General features: G+C 70.6%; 13 protein-coding genes. 2 read left to right on the forward strand and 11 right to left on the reverse strand.

From position 1 onward, the window contains the following. Positions 1-15 precede the first annotated feature (15 nt). From MTE01_RS10775 to MTE01_RS10815, 9 genes are all read right to left on the reverse strand, one after another. Positions 16-1407, reverse strand: a complete 1392-nt coding sequence (locus MTE01_RS10775; RefSeq protein WP_141377454.1) for an NAD(P)/FAD-dependent oxidoreductase — start codon at positions 1405-1407, stop codon at positions 16-18. Positions 1408-1415: 8 nt separating this feature from the next. Continuing rightward, on the reverse strand, positions 1416-2771 hold the full coding sequence (locus MTE01_RS10780) for a S8 family peptidase (protein WP_141377410.1): 1356 nt from the start codon (positions 2769-2771) through the stop codon (positions 1416-1418). Next, positions 2768-3286, reverse strand: coding sequence for a DUF501 domain-containing protein (locus tag MTE01_RS10785; protein WP_103210966.1), 519 nt, complete (start codon positions 3284-3286; stop codon positions 2768-2770). The genes MTE01_RS10780 and MTE01_RS10785 overlap by 4 nt, the downstream gene beginning before the upstream one ends. Before the next feature lie 47 nt (positions 3287-3333). Then, a complete protein-coding gene (locus MTE01_RS10790; RefSeq protein WP_246078228.1) occupies positions 3334-3849 on the reverse strand; it encodes an FtsB family cell division protein in 516 nt (171 codons plus the stop codon). 276 nt (positions 3850-4125) lie between these two features. Then, positions 4126-5406, reverse strand: a complete 1281-nt coding sequence (eno, locus tag MTE01_RS10795; RefSeq protein ID WP_013586083.1) for a phosphopyruvate hydratase — start codon at positions 5404-5406, stop codon at positions 4126-4128. Between the two features lie 134 nt (positions 5407-5540). Further along, positions 5541-6221, reverse strand: coding sequence for an O-methyltransferase (locus MTE01_RS10800; RefSeq protein WP_141377412.1), 681 nt, complete (start codon positions 6219-6221; stop codon positions 5541-5543). Between the two features lie 31 nt (positions 6222-6252). Further along, positions 6253-7044 (reverse strand): cytochrome c oxidase assembly protein, encoded by a 792-nt coding sequence (locus MTE01_RS10805; protein WP_246078235.1) that lies wholly within the window; start codon positions 7042-7044, stop codon positions 6253-6255. Positions 7045-7160: 116 nt separating this feature from the next. Further along, entirely contained in the window at positions 7161-7946 is a 786-nt protein-coding gene (locus MTE01_RS10810; protein WP_371861614.1) for an SGNH/GDSL hydrolase family protein, read from the reverse strand. A gap of 115 nt (positions 7947-8061) precedes the next feature. Beyond that, positions 8062-9507, reverse strand: a complete 1446-nt coding sequence (locus MTE01_RS10815; protein ID WP_103210971.1) for an MFS transporter — start codon at positions 9505-9507, stop codon at positions 8062-8064. A 128-nt stretch (positions 9508-9635) separates the two neighbouring features. Between MTE01_RS10815 and MTE01_RS10820 the strand changes: the two genes are divergently transcribed. Further along, on the forward strand, positions 9636-10493 hold the full coding sequence (locus MTE01_RS10820) for a helix-turn-helix transcriptional regulator (protein ID WP_141377416.1): 858 nt from the start codon (positions 9636-9638) through the stop codon (positions 10491-10493). A gap of 41 nt (positions 10494-10534) precedes the next feature. Here MTE01_RS10820 and hisS read toward each other — a convergent pair whose 3' ends face one another. Both hisS and MTE01_RS10830 read right to left on the reverse strand, forming a co-directional pair. Further along, positions 10535-11782, reverse strand: coding sequence for a histidine--tRNA ligase (gene hisS, locus MTE01_RS10825; RefSeq protein WP_218026353.1), 1248 nt, complete (start codon positions 11780-11782; stop codon positions 10535-10537). 153 nt (positions 11783-11935) lie between these two features. Next, on the reverse strand, positions 11936-12577 hold the full coding sequence (locus MTE01_RS10830) for a nucleoside triphosphate pyrophosphohydrolase (protein ID WP_371861615.1): 642 nt from the start codon (positions 12575-12577) through the stop codon (positions 11936-11938). Positions 12578-12891: 314 nt separating this feature from the next. Between MTE01_RS10830 and MTE01_RS10835 the strand changes: the two genes are divergently transcribed. Beyond that, positions 12892-15564, forward strand: a complete 2673-nt coding sequence (locus tag MTE01_RS10835; protein ID WP_141377420.1) for a phosphoenolpyruvate carboxylase — start codon at positions 12892-12894, stop codon at positions 15562-15564. Positions 15565-16096 lie beyond the last annotated feature (532 nt).

The raw sequence follows: 16096 nt of genomic DNA on the forward strand, positions 1-16096 counted from the left end.
CGCGGACGAAGGGTGTTACTTGGCCGCGACGGGCTCGACCTTCTTCTCAGCCGGAGCTGCGGGCGTCTCTGCGGCGGGAGCGGCCGGACGCGGGCGAGCGGCGAACTCCTCGAAGGCTGCGCGAGGCTTCTGCACGGCCTCGAGCGACACGACCTCGCGGCCGTGGACGAAGTTCTGCATCCAGTCGCCGATCACGCGGAACTTGCGCTCCCAGGTGGGCATGGCGAGACCGTGGTAGCCGCGGTGTGCGAACCAGGCGATCAGACCGGTCAGGGCGATGTTGCCCGACTGGAAGGCGCCGTTGTACAGGCCCAGGCCGGCGACGGCACCGAGGTTCTTGTGGTTGTACTCCTTGGGCTCCTCACCGCGGAGCACCGCCGCGAGGTTCTTCGCCATGAGCTTGCCCTGGCGGACCGCGTGCTGGGCGTTGGGGACGCAGAATCCGCCCACGCCGCCGCCCGAGAGGTCGGGAACGGCCGAGACGTCACCGGCGGCCCACGCACCCTCGACGATCTCTTCGTCGGTGCCGACGCGCAGGTCGGGGCGGGTGCGGATGCGACCGCGCTCCTCGACGGGCAGGTCGCTGCCACGGACGACCGTGGGGTTGGCCATGACACCGGCGGTCCAGATGATGAGGTCGGTCGGCAGGTTCTCCCCCGTCGACAGCTCGACGATGCCATCGACGGCGCCCTTGACCTGCGTGTCGAGGTGCACGAAGGCACCCTTCTTGGCGAGGTCGGCGAGGACCCACTCGCTCGTCTTCTGCGAGACCTCGGGCATGATGCGGCCCATGGCTTCGATGAGGTGGAAGTGCGTGTCGTCGAACGCCAGGGTCGGGTACTGCGAGAGCAGCGACGACGCGTAGGCGCGCAGTTCGGCGAAGACCTCGATACCGGCGAAGCCGCCACCGACGACGACGACGGTCAGCAGACGGTCGCGCTCGGGACCTGCGGGCAGCACCGACGCCTTGTCGAAGTTCGACGTGAGGCGGTCGCGGATCGCGACGGCCTCTTCGATGGTCTTGAGCCCGATCGCGTTGTCGGCGATGCCGGGGATCGGGAAGGTGCGCGAGACGGCACCGGCGGTGACGACGATGTGGTCGTAGCTCTGCTCGAAGGTCTCGTCACCGGCGATCGGCGTGACCGTCGCGGTCTTGGTCGCGTGCGAGATGCCCGTGACCTTGCCCGCGATGACCGTGGTGCGCTTGAGGTGGCGACGGAGGCCGACCACCACGTGGCGGGGCTCGATCTCGCCCGCGGCGACCTCGGGGAGGAAGGGCTGGTACGTCATGTACGGCAGCGGGTCGACGAGCGTGACTTCGGCCTCGCCTCGGCCGAGCAGCTTCTCGAGCTTCCAGGCGGTGTAGAAACCTGCATAGCCCCCACCGACGATGAGGATTCTGGGCACGGTAGTGGTCACGATGTGAGGGACTCCTCGTTTGTGGTGCGGCTCGGCTCGCGGGAGACGCGCGCCTGTCGGATTTGCCGGGCAGCAGCAGTGACACCGAGCGCAATCATTATAGCGGCCAGTGTGGCAGCGCCGAGCGGCAACGACCCGTACAGCACGCTATCGCGAGACGGCAGAAGGGGCGACCCCGCCGCGGGCGCCGCTTCGACGGGCGGCAGCGGCGGGATGACCACGGGACTCGAGGTGGGCTCCGGCGACGGCTCCGCGTCTGCGCGGCGGTACAGACGGATCCACTCCTTGAGGCTCCCGAGCGGGTTCTCCGACACGGTCTCGACCCGCGCCGACACCGCAGCAGCGGCATCCACCAGTCCGTAGCCGTACAGCTTGTCGGGTCGAGCCGAAGCGCCGGCCGCGGGCCTCGCGGTCTGAATCAGACGGTTGAGGACGTTGTTGGCATCCATCCCCGGGTGCGAAGCGCGCACGAGGGCGGCGATGCCGGCGACGATGGGCGCCGCACCGCTCGTGCCGTTCCACTGCACCAGCGAACCGTCGGCCGAGACACCGATGAGCCGCTCGCTCGGGGCGGAGAGACCGATCGTGATGCCCTGGGTCGACGCGTCGTTGCTCGCCGCGCCACTCGGGTCGACGCCGCCGACGGCCAGAACGCCGGGAATGGTGGCCGGAGCGCCCACGCGGTCGGTGCCGCTGCCCCGGTTGCCGGCGGCCACGACGATGACCACGTCGTGATCGAAGGCGTACTCGAAGGCGGTATCCCAGCTGGTGTCCCAGTCGAGGGTGTTGGTCGTCAACGACATGTTGATGACCGTCGCACCGTTGTCGACCGCCCAGCGGATGGCATCGGCGATCTGATCCGTGAAGGGCTTGGCACTCGAGGCGCCGAACCCGACCGAGATCGACAGCAACTCGGCCTCGGGCGCGACACCGATCATGCCGCGGCCGTTGCCGGTCCCGCGGGCTGCGGCAAGCGAACCCACCCAGCTTCCGTGATTCGCGTCCACCGCGCCGACTGGCGAGCGTCCGTCGGAGGCGCCCACGCCCGACACGTCGGTGCCGCCGACAACCGCCCCGGTGAACTCGGTCGGCCCGCGGCCGATGCCGGTGTCGATGATCGCGATCTTCTGGCCCGCACCCCGTGTGGTCTTCCATGCCTCGCGCACGCCGTACTGGTCGAGCCAGTACTCCCCCGCGCGAACCGAATCGGTGGGGTCCTCGGGGACCGGATTTGACGGGGCCTGGGGTGCGGCCGACGCGGGAACCGTCGCGGCCACCGCGGGCATCGCCATCGCCCCGCTCAGCACCGTCACGAGAACGACGGATGCCATAGCGGCGGCGACGCGCTTCATCCGCCGGCCCCGGGGCTTTCGCACTGGCACCGCTCGGGCGACCACGTACCGCGCTCGAGGGCACGGTCTCCGATCGGGTTCACGCCGGGACCCGCGGCCAGCGCGTGACCGGCGAGAGCGTGCAGGCACTTCACGCGCGCGGGCATGCCGCCGGCCGAGATCCCGGCGATCTCCTCGGGCTCGCCATAGGCCGCACGGTCTCGCAGATACGCCTCGTGCGCCGCCAGGTACTGCTGCTGCAGTTCTTCGTCTTCGGCGAGCTCGTCGGAGAATTCCTTCATGACGTGGCCCGCCTCGAGCACCGACATCGCGGCGGTCGCCGCCGGGTGGGTGAGGTAGTAGAAGGTGGGGAACGGGCTGCCGTCGTCGAGCCGCGGCGAAGTCGCCACGACCGTGGGATTGCCGCACACGCAGCGCGCCGCGATTCCCACGACCCCGCGCGGGACACGGCCGAGCTGCGACTGGAGCACGGCCAGGTCGGCGTCGGAGGCGGGGGGAAGCGTTGCGGTAGTCATCGCCTCCAGGATACCCGCCGTCTCCGACAGCCCGCCGGGACCCGGAGTCAGCCCGCGGGTGCGTCGGGGGCGGGAGTCGGATCCGGAACGCCGACAGTGACGTCGGGAACCGCCACCTGCGCCGCGCCCGAGGAGGTGACCGAGCGCACGAGCTGTGCCATCCAGTCGGTGCGGGTCTGGCCCACGTCACCGCTGACGTCGTCCTGCTCCTGCGGCGTGGCCGAGGCCGGAAGGTCGTTGTCGATGAGGTACACGACCTCGCCGGGGAACGTGTAGCCGAGACGCTCGCGCGCCTGCGTCCGTATGTACGCGGGATCGGACCAGCGGTCGCGCTGCGTCTGCAGATCGGCCACCTGGGACTGGCTGAGCTGCACGGCGCTGCGAAGCGCCTGGATCTGCTGGCGCTGGTCCATATAGGTGCCGACCGTCGGCACGAGGACGAAGGTCCCCAGCACCACCAGACCCAGCATGATCACGACGAAACCGGAGATGCGTACGCGGCCGAGCCAGTCGCGCACGTCGACGCGGCGCTCGCGGGCGGCCGGGCGCGTCGACGGACGCACCGGTCGGGCCGATGCCGTCGGACTCCTCTTCGACGAGGTCCTGCTCGACGTCGGAGCCTCGGATGCCGTTGGGCGGCGAGGAGGCAAAGTCGGTCGCTCCACGGCATCCCCTCCGTCGTCGTCCGGCTCGGATCTCGAACCGCACGCGAGTCTACGGCCCGCCGGAAGGCGCTCCCGCGGACGCGCCGGGGGCACGGCGTCCGCTCAGCGAAAAGCGCTCGCGAACGACGGAGGAGGGGAAGCCGTACGGCTCCCCCTCCTCATGTGGTCAGACGATCAGCCCTTGAAACGGGGGAACGCCGAGCGGCCCGCGAAGACCGCGGCGTCGCCGAGGTCTTCCTCGATGCGGAGCAGCTGGTTGTACTTGGCGACGCGCTCGCTGCGCGCGGGGGCACCGGTCTTGATCTGACCGGCGTTCACGGCGACGGCGAGGTCGGCGATCGTGGTGTCCTCGGTCTCGCCCGAGCGGTGCGACAGCATCGAGGTGTAGCCCGAGCGGGTCGCCAACGAGATCGCGTCGAGCGTCTCGGACAGGGTGCCGATCTGGTTGACCTTGACCAGCAGCGAGTTGGCGACGCCGAGGTCGATGCCCTGCTGCAGGCGCTTGGGGTTGGTCACGAACAGGTCGTCACCGACGAGCTGGACCTTGGAGCCGATGGCATCCGTCAGCTTCTTCCAGCCGTCCCAGTCGTCTTCGGCGAGGGCGTCTTCGATCGTGACGATCGGGAAGTTCGCGACGAGGTCGGCGAAGTAGTCGACGAGGGTGTCGACGCTCCACTCCTTGCCCTCGACGGTGTAGACGCCGTCCTTGTAGAACTCGGTGGCGGCGACGTCGAGGCCGACCGCGATCTCTTTACCGGGCGTGAAGCCGGCCTTCTCGATCGCGCGGATGAGGAAGTCGAGGCCCTCGCGGTTGCTGGGCAGGTCGGGGGCGAAGCCGCCCTCGTCGCCGAGACCGGTGTTGTAGCCCGCGGACTTCAGTTCTCCCTTGAGGACGTGGTAGACCTCGGTGCCCCAACGGAGAGACTCGCCGTAGGTCTCGGCGCCGATCGGGGCCAGGAAGAACTCCTGGAAGTCGATGCCGTTGTCGGCGTGCTCGCCTCCGTTGATGACGTTGAACAGCGGGACGGGAAGCAGGTGCGCGTTGGGGCCGCCCAGGTAGCGGAACAGGGGCAGGTCGGCACTGTCGGCGGCGGCCTTGGCCACGGCGAGCGACACGCCGAGGATGGCGTTCGCGCCCGTGCGCGACTTGTTCTCGGTGCCGTCGGTCTCGATGAGGATCTCGTCGATGATGCGCTGCTCGCTGGCCTCGACGCCCTCGATCGCGGGGCCGAGCTCGTCGACGACCGCGGCGACGGCCTTCAGCACGCCCTTGCCGCTGTAGCGGCTCTTGTCGCCGTCGCGCAGCTCGTAGGCCTCGAACGCGCCGGTGGACGCGCCGGAGGGCACGGCGGCCCGCTGGACGATTCCGTCGTCGAGGAGCACCTCCACCTCGACGGTCGGGTTACCGCGCGAATCCAGGATCTCGCGCGCGTTGACAGCCTCGATAAGTGCCACGAAGGACTCCTCGTTGGTTCTTGGGTGGAGAGGGGGCGGAGCGTCGTCGGTCCGTGGTCGAGTCTAGTGATCTCGTTCGCCGGGCGTGCGGCCGGGTTGCGGAGTCCGCGCTGCACGGAGCGCGACGGGGCCGCCTACCGATCGGTCGAGCGTCCCACGGCATCCACCACGATCGCGACCGCCACCCCGTCCCACCCCTTGCGGTCGAGGGTCTGCAGGGCCGTGGCGTCGAACCGGGGGTCGGATCCGAGCATCAGGATGCCGCGGCGAGCGCCCTGCACCTTCGGATCGGTCGTGTCCGCATCGGCGACCTCTCCCCCGCGCACGACATTGTCGAGCACGACCACCGTGCCGATCCGCCCGAGACGCGCCGCCCAGTCCAGGTACAGCTCGTTGGACTCCTTGTCGGCATCGATGAAGACGAGGTCGAAGGGCCCCTCGTCCGCGAGCGTCGGCAGCACGTCGGCTCCGCGACCGACGCGCACCTCCACCCGGTCCGCGACTCCGGCGCGCGCGAGGTTCGCGCGGGCGATATCCGCGTTCGCGGGCTCCGCCTCGATGGTGACGACCCGTCCCGACGGGCCGACGGCGCGGGCGAACCAGATCGTGGAGTATCCGCCGAGCGTTCCGACCTCGAGCACGCGGCGCGCCCCGGCGATGCGCGTGAGCAGGTGCAGGAATTTGGCGTTGACCGCCGCGACTTCGATCGCCGGCAGGCCCGCGCCGTGCTGGGCGGCGAGCGCGGCCTCCCCCTCGGGGTCGGGCCCGACGAGGGTCTCGGTCAGGAAGGCATCGACGTCTTCGTGGGTGCGCACTCCCCCAGCCTGTCGGCACCGGTCGAGCGGGTCAACGCTCTCCGCGCAGATGGGCGCGGGTCATCTCGTCGTACTCCTCGTCGGAGAGCTCGTCGAAACCCTTGGCCTCCACCCGGTCCGACCTCATCCAACGGACCATGAGGATCACGAGGATCGGCACGTCGGCGAACTCCGCGATGAACCAGATCATGTCACCCGCGAGGTGCTGGTCGTGCAGCAGCGACGGCCACCACGACACCGCCTGCGTGGCATCCGGGATCAGATCCAGCACGTTGTCGTTCAAGCGCATCAGCAGCCCCGGAACGGAGTCGATCAGCAGCTCGACGAACGCGAGCAGGAACTCGATGGCGATGAAGGCGCCGGTGTGGACGGCGCCGAGCGCCATCATCGGCAGCACCATCGCGAGCCCGACGAGGGGCACGACGATCCCCAGCGACGCCTCGACCGCCGGATTCACGCGCAGGATGCCGGCGATCGGGGTGAGAAAGAGGCAGAACACCGCCGCGATGACGACGGTGGCGACCATCGCGTTGCCGAAGATGCGGGTCACGCGCGCGGAGAGGAAACGCTCGCGCAGACCCGAGGGAACGAGATCGAGCGGGCGACCGGCGGCGATGCCGGCGGGAACCGCGAAGATCAGCAGCGCGACGCGGGTCGAGAATGCCCAACGCAGTTCCGATGAGTACACGCCGAGGAAGCCGAGTTCGATGACCGCGTACGGCAGCAGCCCGAGCGCGAAGAAGCCGATGGTGCGCAGGACCGGCCACCGCTCCCCGCGGCGACGGAGACGCCGAACACCGAGGAGGTAGGCGGCGGATGCCACGATGAGCACGCCGAGCGTGATCGGATCGGCGCGCCAGGTACTGAGGAAGACATCGATGGGAGGCGTGGAAGAAAGGTAGATCCGGGAGCTATGCGTGAGGTGAGGATCGGGCCGTCTCAGCCATCGGCTCGCCCCGACTCCAGAGCCGCCAGCACCGCCGGCAGCAGCGCCTCCGCCGTGCGGCGGTAGCCGAGGGCACTGGGGTGGAAGCGGTCGACGCTGAACATCTCGTCGGGTCGCTCCGCGAACACCGGACCCACGGCGCGCGCGAGTCCGACCACCCGCCCACCCGCACGGTGCACGGCGGTCGCCTGAGCCGAGGCCAGCTGCCGCGACGACCGCGCGGCGAGCGCACGGAGGGGCTGCGGGATCGCGCGCAGGGTGCCGAGGTCGGGGCAGGTGCCGACCACGACGGGCACGCCCCGGTCGCGCAGGTCGCGCACGACGTGCGCGAGTTGCTCCGCGGAACGGGATGCCGGGATCCGGTGCGTCACGTCGTTGCCGCCCACGACGATGACGGCGGCATCCGGTCGGTACTCCGGCGGGAGCGAGGCCACCTGCGCCGCGACGGCCGAGGTCTCCGACCCCACCACCGCCGCGGTCCGCAGCCGGACGGGTCGTCCGGCCGCTCGCGCGATCCCCTTCGCGAGGCGCGCACCGAGCGTGTCGCGACGGTGTCCCGCACCGAGCCCCGCGGCGATCGAGTCGCCCAGCACGAGCAGCTCGACCGGCTCACCCGGGTGCTTCTTGCGCCGCCAGACGCGATCGGCATCCAGGGCCTGCTCGCCGAGGGGCTTCCCGATCCGGCGGCGGGCGATCGCCGCCTGCCGGGAGATGAGGGCGCGTACCCCCACCGCCCCGGCTCCGGCGAGCGCCACCACGGACGCCGCGGTCAAGGTCACCGGTCGACGCGCGCGCATTCCCCGATGACACCGGCCCGCGGTGAACGCCCGGTGGCCGGGCCGTGACGGCGGGACGACGGCACGCTCTGGGCATCGGCGCGGCGACGCGCGAGAGCTAGACCGACGCGCCGCGCCCCCGCGCGCGCAGCGCCACCGCCAGGGCCAGCACCGCCGCCGCGAGCACGATGTCGAAGGCGAGCCCGGCGAGCAGTTCGGCGCGGCCGCCGACGCCGGTGAGGGTGACGACACCGCCGATGACGATCACGCCGAAGGACAGGGCGAGCTGCTGGGCGGTGCTGAACATCCCGCCCGACAGGCCTGCGGCCTCGACCGGAACCTCGCGCACCACGAGCTGGGTGAGCGGCGAGAAGATCAGAGCCTGACCCGCCCCGAGCAGGACGAGCGCCGGCTGCAGCCACAGCCCGATGTCGCTTCCCCACGCGAGGACGAGGGTGACGGCCATCGCGACGAGCGCGACCATCTGCACCGTGACGCCGAGCACGAGCGTCGAGTCCCCGAGCTTCGCCTGGATCCGTGCCACCGCGAGCGAGACGCCGGCGAACACCACGGCGAAAGGCAGCAGCGCCATCCCGGCGTCGAGAGAGCTCAGCCCACCGGCCTCGACGGCTCGCGGGAAGACGTAGAGCAGAGCCGAGTACCCCGCGAAGAAGAGCCCCGCGGCCATGAGGCCCAGCTGAAGGGGACGCAGCCGCAGCACGCTCGGCGGCAGCAACGGCACCCGACCCGAACGCTCGACGGCGTTCTGGTGCTTCCACATCGCGACGAGCGCCACGGCTGCGATGACCAGCGCCACGGCGACCGGCCACGACCAGTCCCAGACCGGCCCGAACGTCAGAGCGACGGATGCCGCGAGGATGCCGAGCCCCAAGGCGGCGGTTCCGACCAGGTCGATCGCGACGATCTCGTGCGCACGCGAACGCGGAGCCAGCGGCGCGAGGGCGATCGCGGCCACGGCGATGAGAGCAACGACGACGAAGACGGCACGCCATCCCTCCACGGGGCCGAAGGACAGCGCCGCCAGAGCGCCGCCCGCCACCTGGCCGACGGCCGCTCCGATACCCCCGCTCGCACCGAATGCCGCGATCGCGCGGGTGCGAGCGGCGCCCTGAGAGGTCGCCTGGATGGTGGCGAGCACCTGCGGCGTGCACAGCGCCGCGCCGATGCCCTGCACCACCCGGGCGGCGATCAGCGTCTCGATGGACGGCGCGAGCGCGCAGGCGATGGCCGACACGAGGAACAGGGCCATTCCGACGGCGAACAGTCGGTGCCGGCCGAAGCGGTCGCCCAGACGACCGCCCAGAATGAGCAGCACCGCGAAGGGGATGCCGTATCCCGCGATCACGAGCTCGAGAGCGACGTCGCCGGCTCCGAAGCGCTCGCGCAGGGTCGGCAGGATCACCGTCACCGCGTTGAAGGCGAAGGTGCCGACGCCGGGCCCCAGCAGAAATCCGAGGTAGCGCCAGGTGGGCACGGCGGCGAAGGCGCCCGGACGGATCGACACCGGAGCGCTGCCGGTGGCGGGGTGTGCGGAAGTCGTCATGGTGCCAGCATGAAGACCGCTTCATCCTGGTACCAGGAGTGCGCTCATCCTGGTACTGCCAGCACTCCCCTCCGACGGGTGGGATGTCGCCGGGCCCGTCCTATGATCGCCGGGGAGGGAGGGGTGCCATGACTCGATCCGACGACGTCCGCGCCGAATTCGCGGGGTTCCTGCGCAGCCGGCGAGCGCGCCTGCGTCCCGCCGACGTCGGGCTTCCCGAGGGGACGCGGCGCCGTGTCGCCGGCCTTCGCCGAGAAGAGGTCGCGCAGCTCGCCGGGGTCGGTCTCACCTGGTACACCTGGCTCGAGCAAGGACGCCCGATCGCGGCTTCCGCCCAGGTCGTCGCGGCCATCGCCCGGGCGCTCCGACTGAGCGACGACGAGCGCGATCACCTCTTCGCCCTCGCCGACCTCCCCGTGCCCGACCGCGGGGCGCGGTACTGCGTCGGTGCGACACACCTCGACCTTCTCGAGAAACTCCTTCCTTACCCCGCCGCCGTGCAGACCGCCCGCTTCGACATTCGTGCGTACAACCGCGCCTACCGCTATCTTTTCGACGACCTCGACGACATGCCGACCGAGCGCCGCAACTGCGCCGTGCTCCTGTTCACCGACTCCGAGTGGCAGCGCTCGCACGTCGACCTCGACCACGCGCAACGACGGATCGCCGCACGCCTCCGCGCGGCATACGGCCGCCATCACGAAGAACCGTCGTGGCAGCGGTTCATCGCCGACCTCGAAGAGGAGTCACCGCGCTTCGCCGAGCTCTGGCGGCTGGGCGACGTCGGCGGCGAGCGCAACGCGAACAAGCACCTCGTTCACGCCCGTGTGGGCGAACTCCACCTCGAGATGTCGAGCTTGTGGATCGACGACGGGCTCGGTTCCCGGGTGGTGTGGTTCTCGCCTCGCGATGCCGAGACCGCGGCGTGCCTGGAACGCCTCGCGGCCGAGAACCCGGCGGAGGCGTTGATCAGCGCGGTGGCTTAGCACCCGGTCCACAGAGATCCGGCCCCCAGGCGCTCCCTCGATCAGGCCAGCGGCTTGATCTCCAGCGTCTCCGGCGTCGATTCGACGTTCACGGTCGCGAACGACGCATAGCCGTCGGCGGCGGAGCGCTCGAGCAGGGCCTTCATGTTCTTCGCGCGCCGCTCGACGCGCACGCGTGCCCCACCGGCGATCAGTGCCGTCTTGAGCGAGAGCAGCTGGGCCGTCGACACGTCGCGGTCGTGCACGAGAACGATCGAACGTTCGCCGTCGGCGGCGGTGTCCGGGAGCAGGTCGACGATCCGCTCGAAGCCGATCGAGAAGCCCACCGCGGGCACCTGCTGGCCGAGGAAGCGGCCGATCATCCCGTCGTAGCGGCCCCCGCCGCCGAGCGAGTAGTCGACGCTCGGGTGGGCGAGCTCGAAGATCGTACCCGTGTAGTAGCCCATGCCGCGCACGAGGAAGGGATCGAAGACGAGCGGCACAGCTCCCCCGCGGGCCGCGGCGACGGTGTCGCCGAGGTCGACGAGGTGGGCGACGACCTCGGCGGGGATGCCGGCGGGCAGGGCCGCGCGAATGCCGACCTCATCGAACGAGCGCTGCGACGCGGGCCGCGCGAGGTACTCGGCGAAGGCATCGACCGCCCGGGCGGTCACGCCGCGGTCGCGGAGCTCGGCGACGACCCCCGAGGGGCCGACCTTGTCGAGCTTGTCGATCGTGATCAGCACGCCGGGACGCTCGTCCGGTGCGAAGCCGAAGACGTCGAGCATCGCGTCCAGGGCACGGCGGTCGTTGACCCGGATCGTGCCGCCCTCGAGCCCGAGCGCGTCGAGAACGTCGAGGCTTGCGACCATGAGCTCGGCCTCGGCGTTCGCCGATGCGTCGCCGATGACGTCGATGTCGCACTGCACGAACTGGCGGTATCGCCCCTTCTGCGGACGCTCGGCGCGCCAGACCGGGGCGATCTGAATGGAGCGGAACACCGTCGGCAGCGACGCGCGGTGCGTGGCGTAGAACCGGGCGAGCGGCACCGTGAGGTCGTAGCGCAGGCCCAAGTCGGCGAGGGCTGCGGGGTTGTCGGCCGCGGCCCGGATGCTCTCGGCATCCATTCCCCGCTTGAGGATGCTGAAGGACAGCTTCTCGTTGTCGCCGCCGATCCCGGCGTGCAGGCGGTCGTAGTCCTCCATCACCGGGGTCTCGATCTCGTCGAAGCCGTGCGCGCGATAGCGCTCGCGGATGATGGCGAGCACACGCTCGCGGCGGGCCTTGTCAGCGGGGAGGAAGTCGCGCATGCCGCGCGGCGGGTTCACGGATGCCACGGTCCCATTCTTCCAGAGCGATGCGACGCCGCCGGCTGCCAGCGCGGCACGCGGCTCGAGATCGCACCGTGCCGCTCGCGTCCCCGCATGCCGACCGCACCGCAACCCGCGAGCTCGAGGGTCCGGTCAGCTCGCGGCCGCCTCCGCCTCGCGAACCTCGGCGCGCAGGGTGCGAAGCCGCTCCCGCAGAGCGCGCTCGGCGTCCCAACCACGCGTGCGGGCCAGGTGCACCAGGGTCAGCAACGCGTCGCCGAGCTCCGCCTCGGTCTCGGGGTCGGCCAGGTGGTGCGTCGGCGCGCACACGCCGACCTGCGCGGCCTTGCCCATCACCTTCTGCGCCAGGGCGAGTGAAGGCATGTGGTCGCTGACCCCGTCGAGCACACTCGTGCGCTCGCGCTTCTCGGCCGCTTTCGCCGCGTTCCAGTGCACGAGGACGTCCTCGGGGGTGGATGCCACGGCATCCGCGAACACGTGCGGGTGTCGCCGCACCATCTTCTCGGTCAGCCCCCGGGCCACGTCGTCGATGTCGAAGGGGTCGCCAGGATCCGCGGCGGCGATCTCGGCGTGGAAGAGCACCTGCCAGAGCAGGTCGCCGAGTTCCTCGCGCAGATCGGCGCGCGTTCCCGCCTCGACCGCGTCGATGACCTCGGCGCTCTCCTCGACGAGGTAGGGCACGAGGTCGCGGTGGTCGATCCGCTGCGTCCACACGCAGCGCTCGCGCACGGCCCTCATCGTCTCGGCGGCTTCCCGCAGGGCGTCGTCACTCACGGTCTCTCCCTCCGCGGGCCGGGGCGACGCCGCTCGCCACGAGTATCCCCCGACCGGGCGACCTCGTCGCGGCTCCGGGCCGATCTCGCACGATCCCGTCGTAAAACCCTCGCGTGTCGCCCGCCCGCCGCCGCACGGTTCGGCGCGGTACTGAACACCGCTCCGGAGATTCCGGATGCCGTCACCCGAACCGGGCGAATTGCTGCGGCAGTCGGCGTCTCCGACCGGAGAAACTCCGAAATCGGGCGCTGCGAACCGACGCACGCCGTTACACGTGGATCGGTCCGGCCCCTGACGCCGATAATCTGGGGCCTGTGCGTGAACTGACCCCGACCGAGGCCATCGACCTCGTGGGCCGCTTCGAAGCCGGCCAGGAGCTCCCCGAACAGATGCGCGCCGACGTGCGCCTGCTCGGATCCCTCCTGGGCCGCGTCCTTCAGGAGAGCGGCTCCCCCGGACTGTACGACGACGTCGAGCGGCTGCGCACGGCGACGATCCAGGCCTACACCGACGAGACGCCCGAGGCGTTCGAGCGTGCGGCCGCGATCGCCGACGGCTTCTCGATCGAACGAGCCGACGAAGTGGCCCGGGCCTTCACGGCGTACTTCCACCTCGTCAACCTCGTCGAGGAGCATCAACGCGTGCGCGTGCTGCGCGAGCGCGGCGATCAGCCGTCGCGCAGCGGAGCCCCCGACACCATCGCGAGCGCATTCGAGCGGCTCTCGAGCGAGGTCGGCGAAGAGACGGCGCTCGCGCGCCTTCAGGCGCTTCGATTCCACCCGGTCTTCACCGCCCACCCCACCGAGGCCCGCCGTCGCGCCATCTCGACGAGCATTCGACGTCTGTCGGAGCTGCTGTCGGAGCACGACGGTGCTACCGAGGGCGGAACCGAGAGCCGTCGCGCGGAACGCCGAATGCTCGAAGAGATCGACACGCTGTGGCGCACCGCTCCCCTCCGGCGCGAGAAGCCGTCACCCGTCGACGAAGTGCGCTCTGTCATGTCGGTCTTCGACGAGACGCTGTACACCGCGGTTCCGCGCGTGTACCGCCGGATCGACGACATCCTTCAGGGTGAGAACGCCGGATCCCGCGCCCCGATCGTGAAGCCGTTCGTGCGCGTCGGCTCGTGGGTCGGCGGTGACCGCGACGGCAACCCGTTCGTCACGGCATCCGTCACCCGCAAGGCCGCGGCGATCGCGAGCGAGCACGTGCTGATCGGTCTCGAGCGCACGACCCGGCGCGTGGGTCGAGGGCTGACCCTGGATGCCGCCACCACCCCGCCCAGCGAGGCGCTCGTCGCCCTGTGGCACCGCTTGCGCGCGGCGGACGAGGACGCGGCCGCGGAGATCGCGGAGCGTTCCCCCGACGAACCGCACCGCCGCATTCTGCTGCTGCTCGCGCGCAAGATCGCCGCGACCCGCACGCGCAACGCCGACCTCGCCTACCGCGACCCCGAGCACCTGCTCGCCGACCTGCGCGTCGTCCAGGACTCACTCGTCGCCGCCGGTGCCGCGCGCCAGGCATACGGCGCCCTGCAGCGCTTGGTGTGGCAGGTCGAGACCTACGGCTTCCACCTCACCGAACTCGAAGTGCGCCAGCACTCGGCGGTTCACCGGAAGGTGCTCGACGAGCTCCGCGCCGGAGGTGCCCGCAGCGAGCAGACCGAAGAAGTCCTCGAGGTCTTCCGCTCGATCGCGTACGTGCAGGAGCGCTTCGGCCCCCGTGCCGCCGGGCGCTATATCGTGTCGTTCACGCAGTCGGCCGACGACCTCGCCAATGTGCACGAGCTGGCCTCGTTCGCGATGGGACCGGGCGAACAGCCCCCGGTGCTCGACGTCATCCCGCTGTTCGAGACCTTCGCCGACCTCCAGGCCGCTCCCGGCATCCTCGCCGAGATCGTCTCGCACCCCTCGTTCGTCAGTCGGCTGGATGCCACCGGCCGGCGCCTCGAGGTCATGCTCGGCTACTCCGACTCCTCGAAGGACGTCGGGCCCGTCGCCGCCAACCTCGCGCTCTACGAGGCCCAGGCCGAGATCTCCACGTGGGCCGAGACCGAGGGCATCGAGCTCACGCTCTTCCACGGGCGCGGCGGCGCCCTCGGACGCGGCGGTGGACCTGCCAACTCCGCGATCCTCGCGCAGCCCCCGCATTCGGTCGACGGTCGTTTCAAGCTCACCGAGCAGGGCGAGGTCATCTTCGCCCGTTACGGTGACGCCGACATCGCCATGCGGCACATCGATCAGGTCGCAGCCGCCGTGCTCACGGCATCCTCCCCCTCGATCGAACGTCGCAATCGTGGAGCTGCGGAGGCATTCGCCGACGTCGCGACCACCATGGATCTCGCCTCACGCGAGCGCTTCTTCGCTCTGGTCAAGGCGCCCGGTTTCGCACCGTGGTTCGCCACGGTCACTCCCATGGAGGAGCTCGGCCACCTGGCCCTCGGATCACGCCCCGCGCGTCGCGGGCTCTCCGTGGAGTCGCTCGAAGACCTGCGGGCGATCCCGTGGGTGTTCTCGTGGACGCAGGCCCGAATCAACCTCGCGGGATGGTTCGGTCTCGGCACCGCCCTCGACGCCGTGGGCGACGAGCCGCGCCTGCGCGACGCGTACGAGCAGTGGCCTCTGTTCCGCACGATGATCGACAACGTCGCGATGAGCCTGGCGAAGGCCGACGAGCGGATCGCCCGTCGCTACCTCGCGTTGGGCGACCGCGACGACCTCGCCCAGCTCGTGATGGACGAGATGCTGCTCACCCGCTCCTGGGTCGAGCGGATCACCGGCGGAGACCTGCTCGGCAACAAGCCGATCCTGCAGCGCGCCGTGAAGATGCGCAGCCCGTACGTCGACGCGTTGTCGCTCTTGCAATTGCGGGCCCTGCGCGCACTTCGCGAAGCGGACGCCGAAAACCCGACTCCGGATGCCGAGCACCAGCGGCTGCTGCTGCTCTCGGTGAGCGGTGTGGCGGCGGGCCTGCAGAACACGGGCTGAGCTCGATACATTTTCATCGACGCGTCGGCTCGCCCCGCACAGAGCCGACGCGTCGTGTCACGAGGGGCCAAGCGACCGAGCTCGATCGACGCGACGATCAACGGTGTGGCGGGATCGACGGCGCGCCTCGCCGCCATCACCGATCACCGCCCCGGTGAAGACCCGTGTACCGGGCGCGAAGAACACCTCCTTCCCCACGTCGGCGCCCGCGACACTCGCCCTCGGGCCGATCAGGGGGTGGGGCCCACCTGGACCGCACGCACTGAGCCCGCCCCGTCCAGGGCATCCTTCTCGCGCAGCACGACCGGCTACGCTCCGACGTGATCACCGCGCCGTGCAGCACCGGGCTGCCGGGCCGATGGTCACGTCGCCGGTGAGACCGCGGTGGGCGCGATGGTCGCGTCAGGATGAATGCAGGGCTCTGCCCCCGGAGTGGGTGTGGCGCGTGACGGCGGCCTCTCCTCGGTGTCGCCAGCGTAGACCCCGGTCGGGCAGCCGATGCCCCGCATACGACGAGGCGGTGGTGGGTGTC

This window comes from Microbacterium testaceum, from assembly GCF_006539145.1.
Classification (GTDB): Bacteria; Actinomycetota; Actinomycetes; order Actinomycetales; family Microbacteriaceae; genus Microbacterium; species Microbacterium testaceum.

Coding starts and splice junctions, on each gene's coding strand:
- MTE01_RS10785 (WP_103210966.1), bottom strand. CDS start 3,286: ATGACTACCGCAACGCTTCCCCCCGCCTCCGACGCCGACCTGGCCGTG.
- MTE01_RS10780 (WP_141377410.1), bottom strand. CDS start 2,771: ATGAAGCGCGTCGCCGCCGCTATGGCATCCGTCGTTCTCGTGACGGTG.
- MTE01_RS10815 (WP_103210971.1), bottom strand. CDS start 9,507: ATGACGACTTCCGCACACCCCGCCACCGGCAGCGCTCCGGTGTCGATC.
- MTE01_RS10820 (WP_141377416.1), top strand. CDS start 9,636: ATGACTCGATCCGACGACGTCCGCGCCGAATTCGCGGGGTTCCTGCGC.
- hisS (WP_218026353.1), bottom strand. CDS start 11,782: ATGCGCGACTTCCTCCCCGCTGACAAGGCCCGCCGCGAGCGTGTGCTC.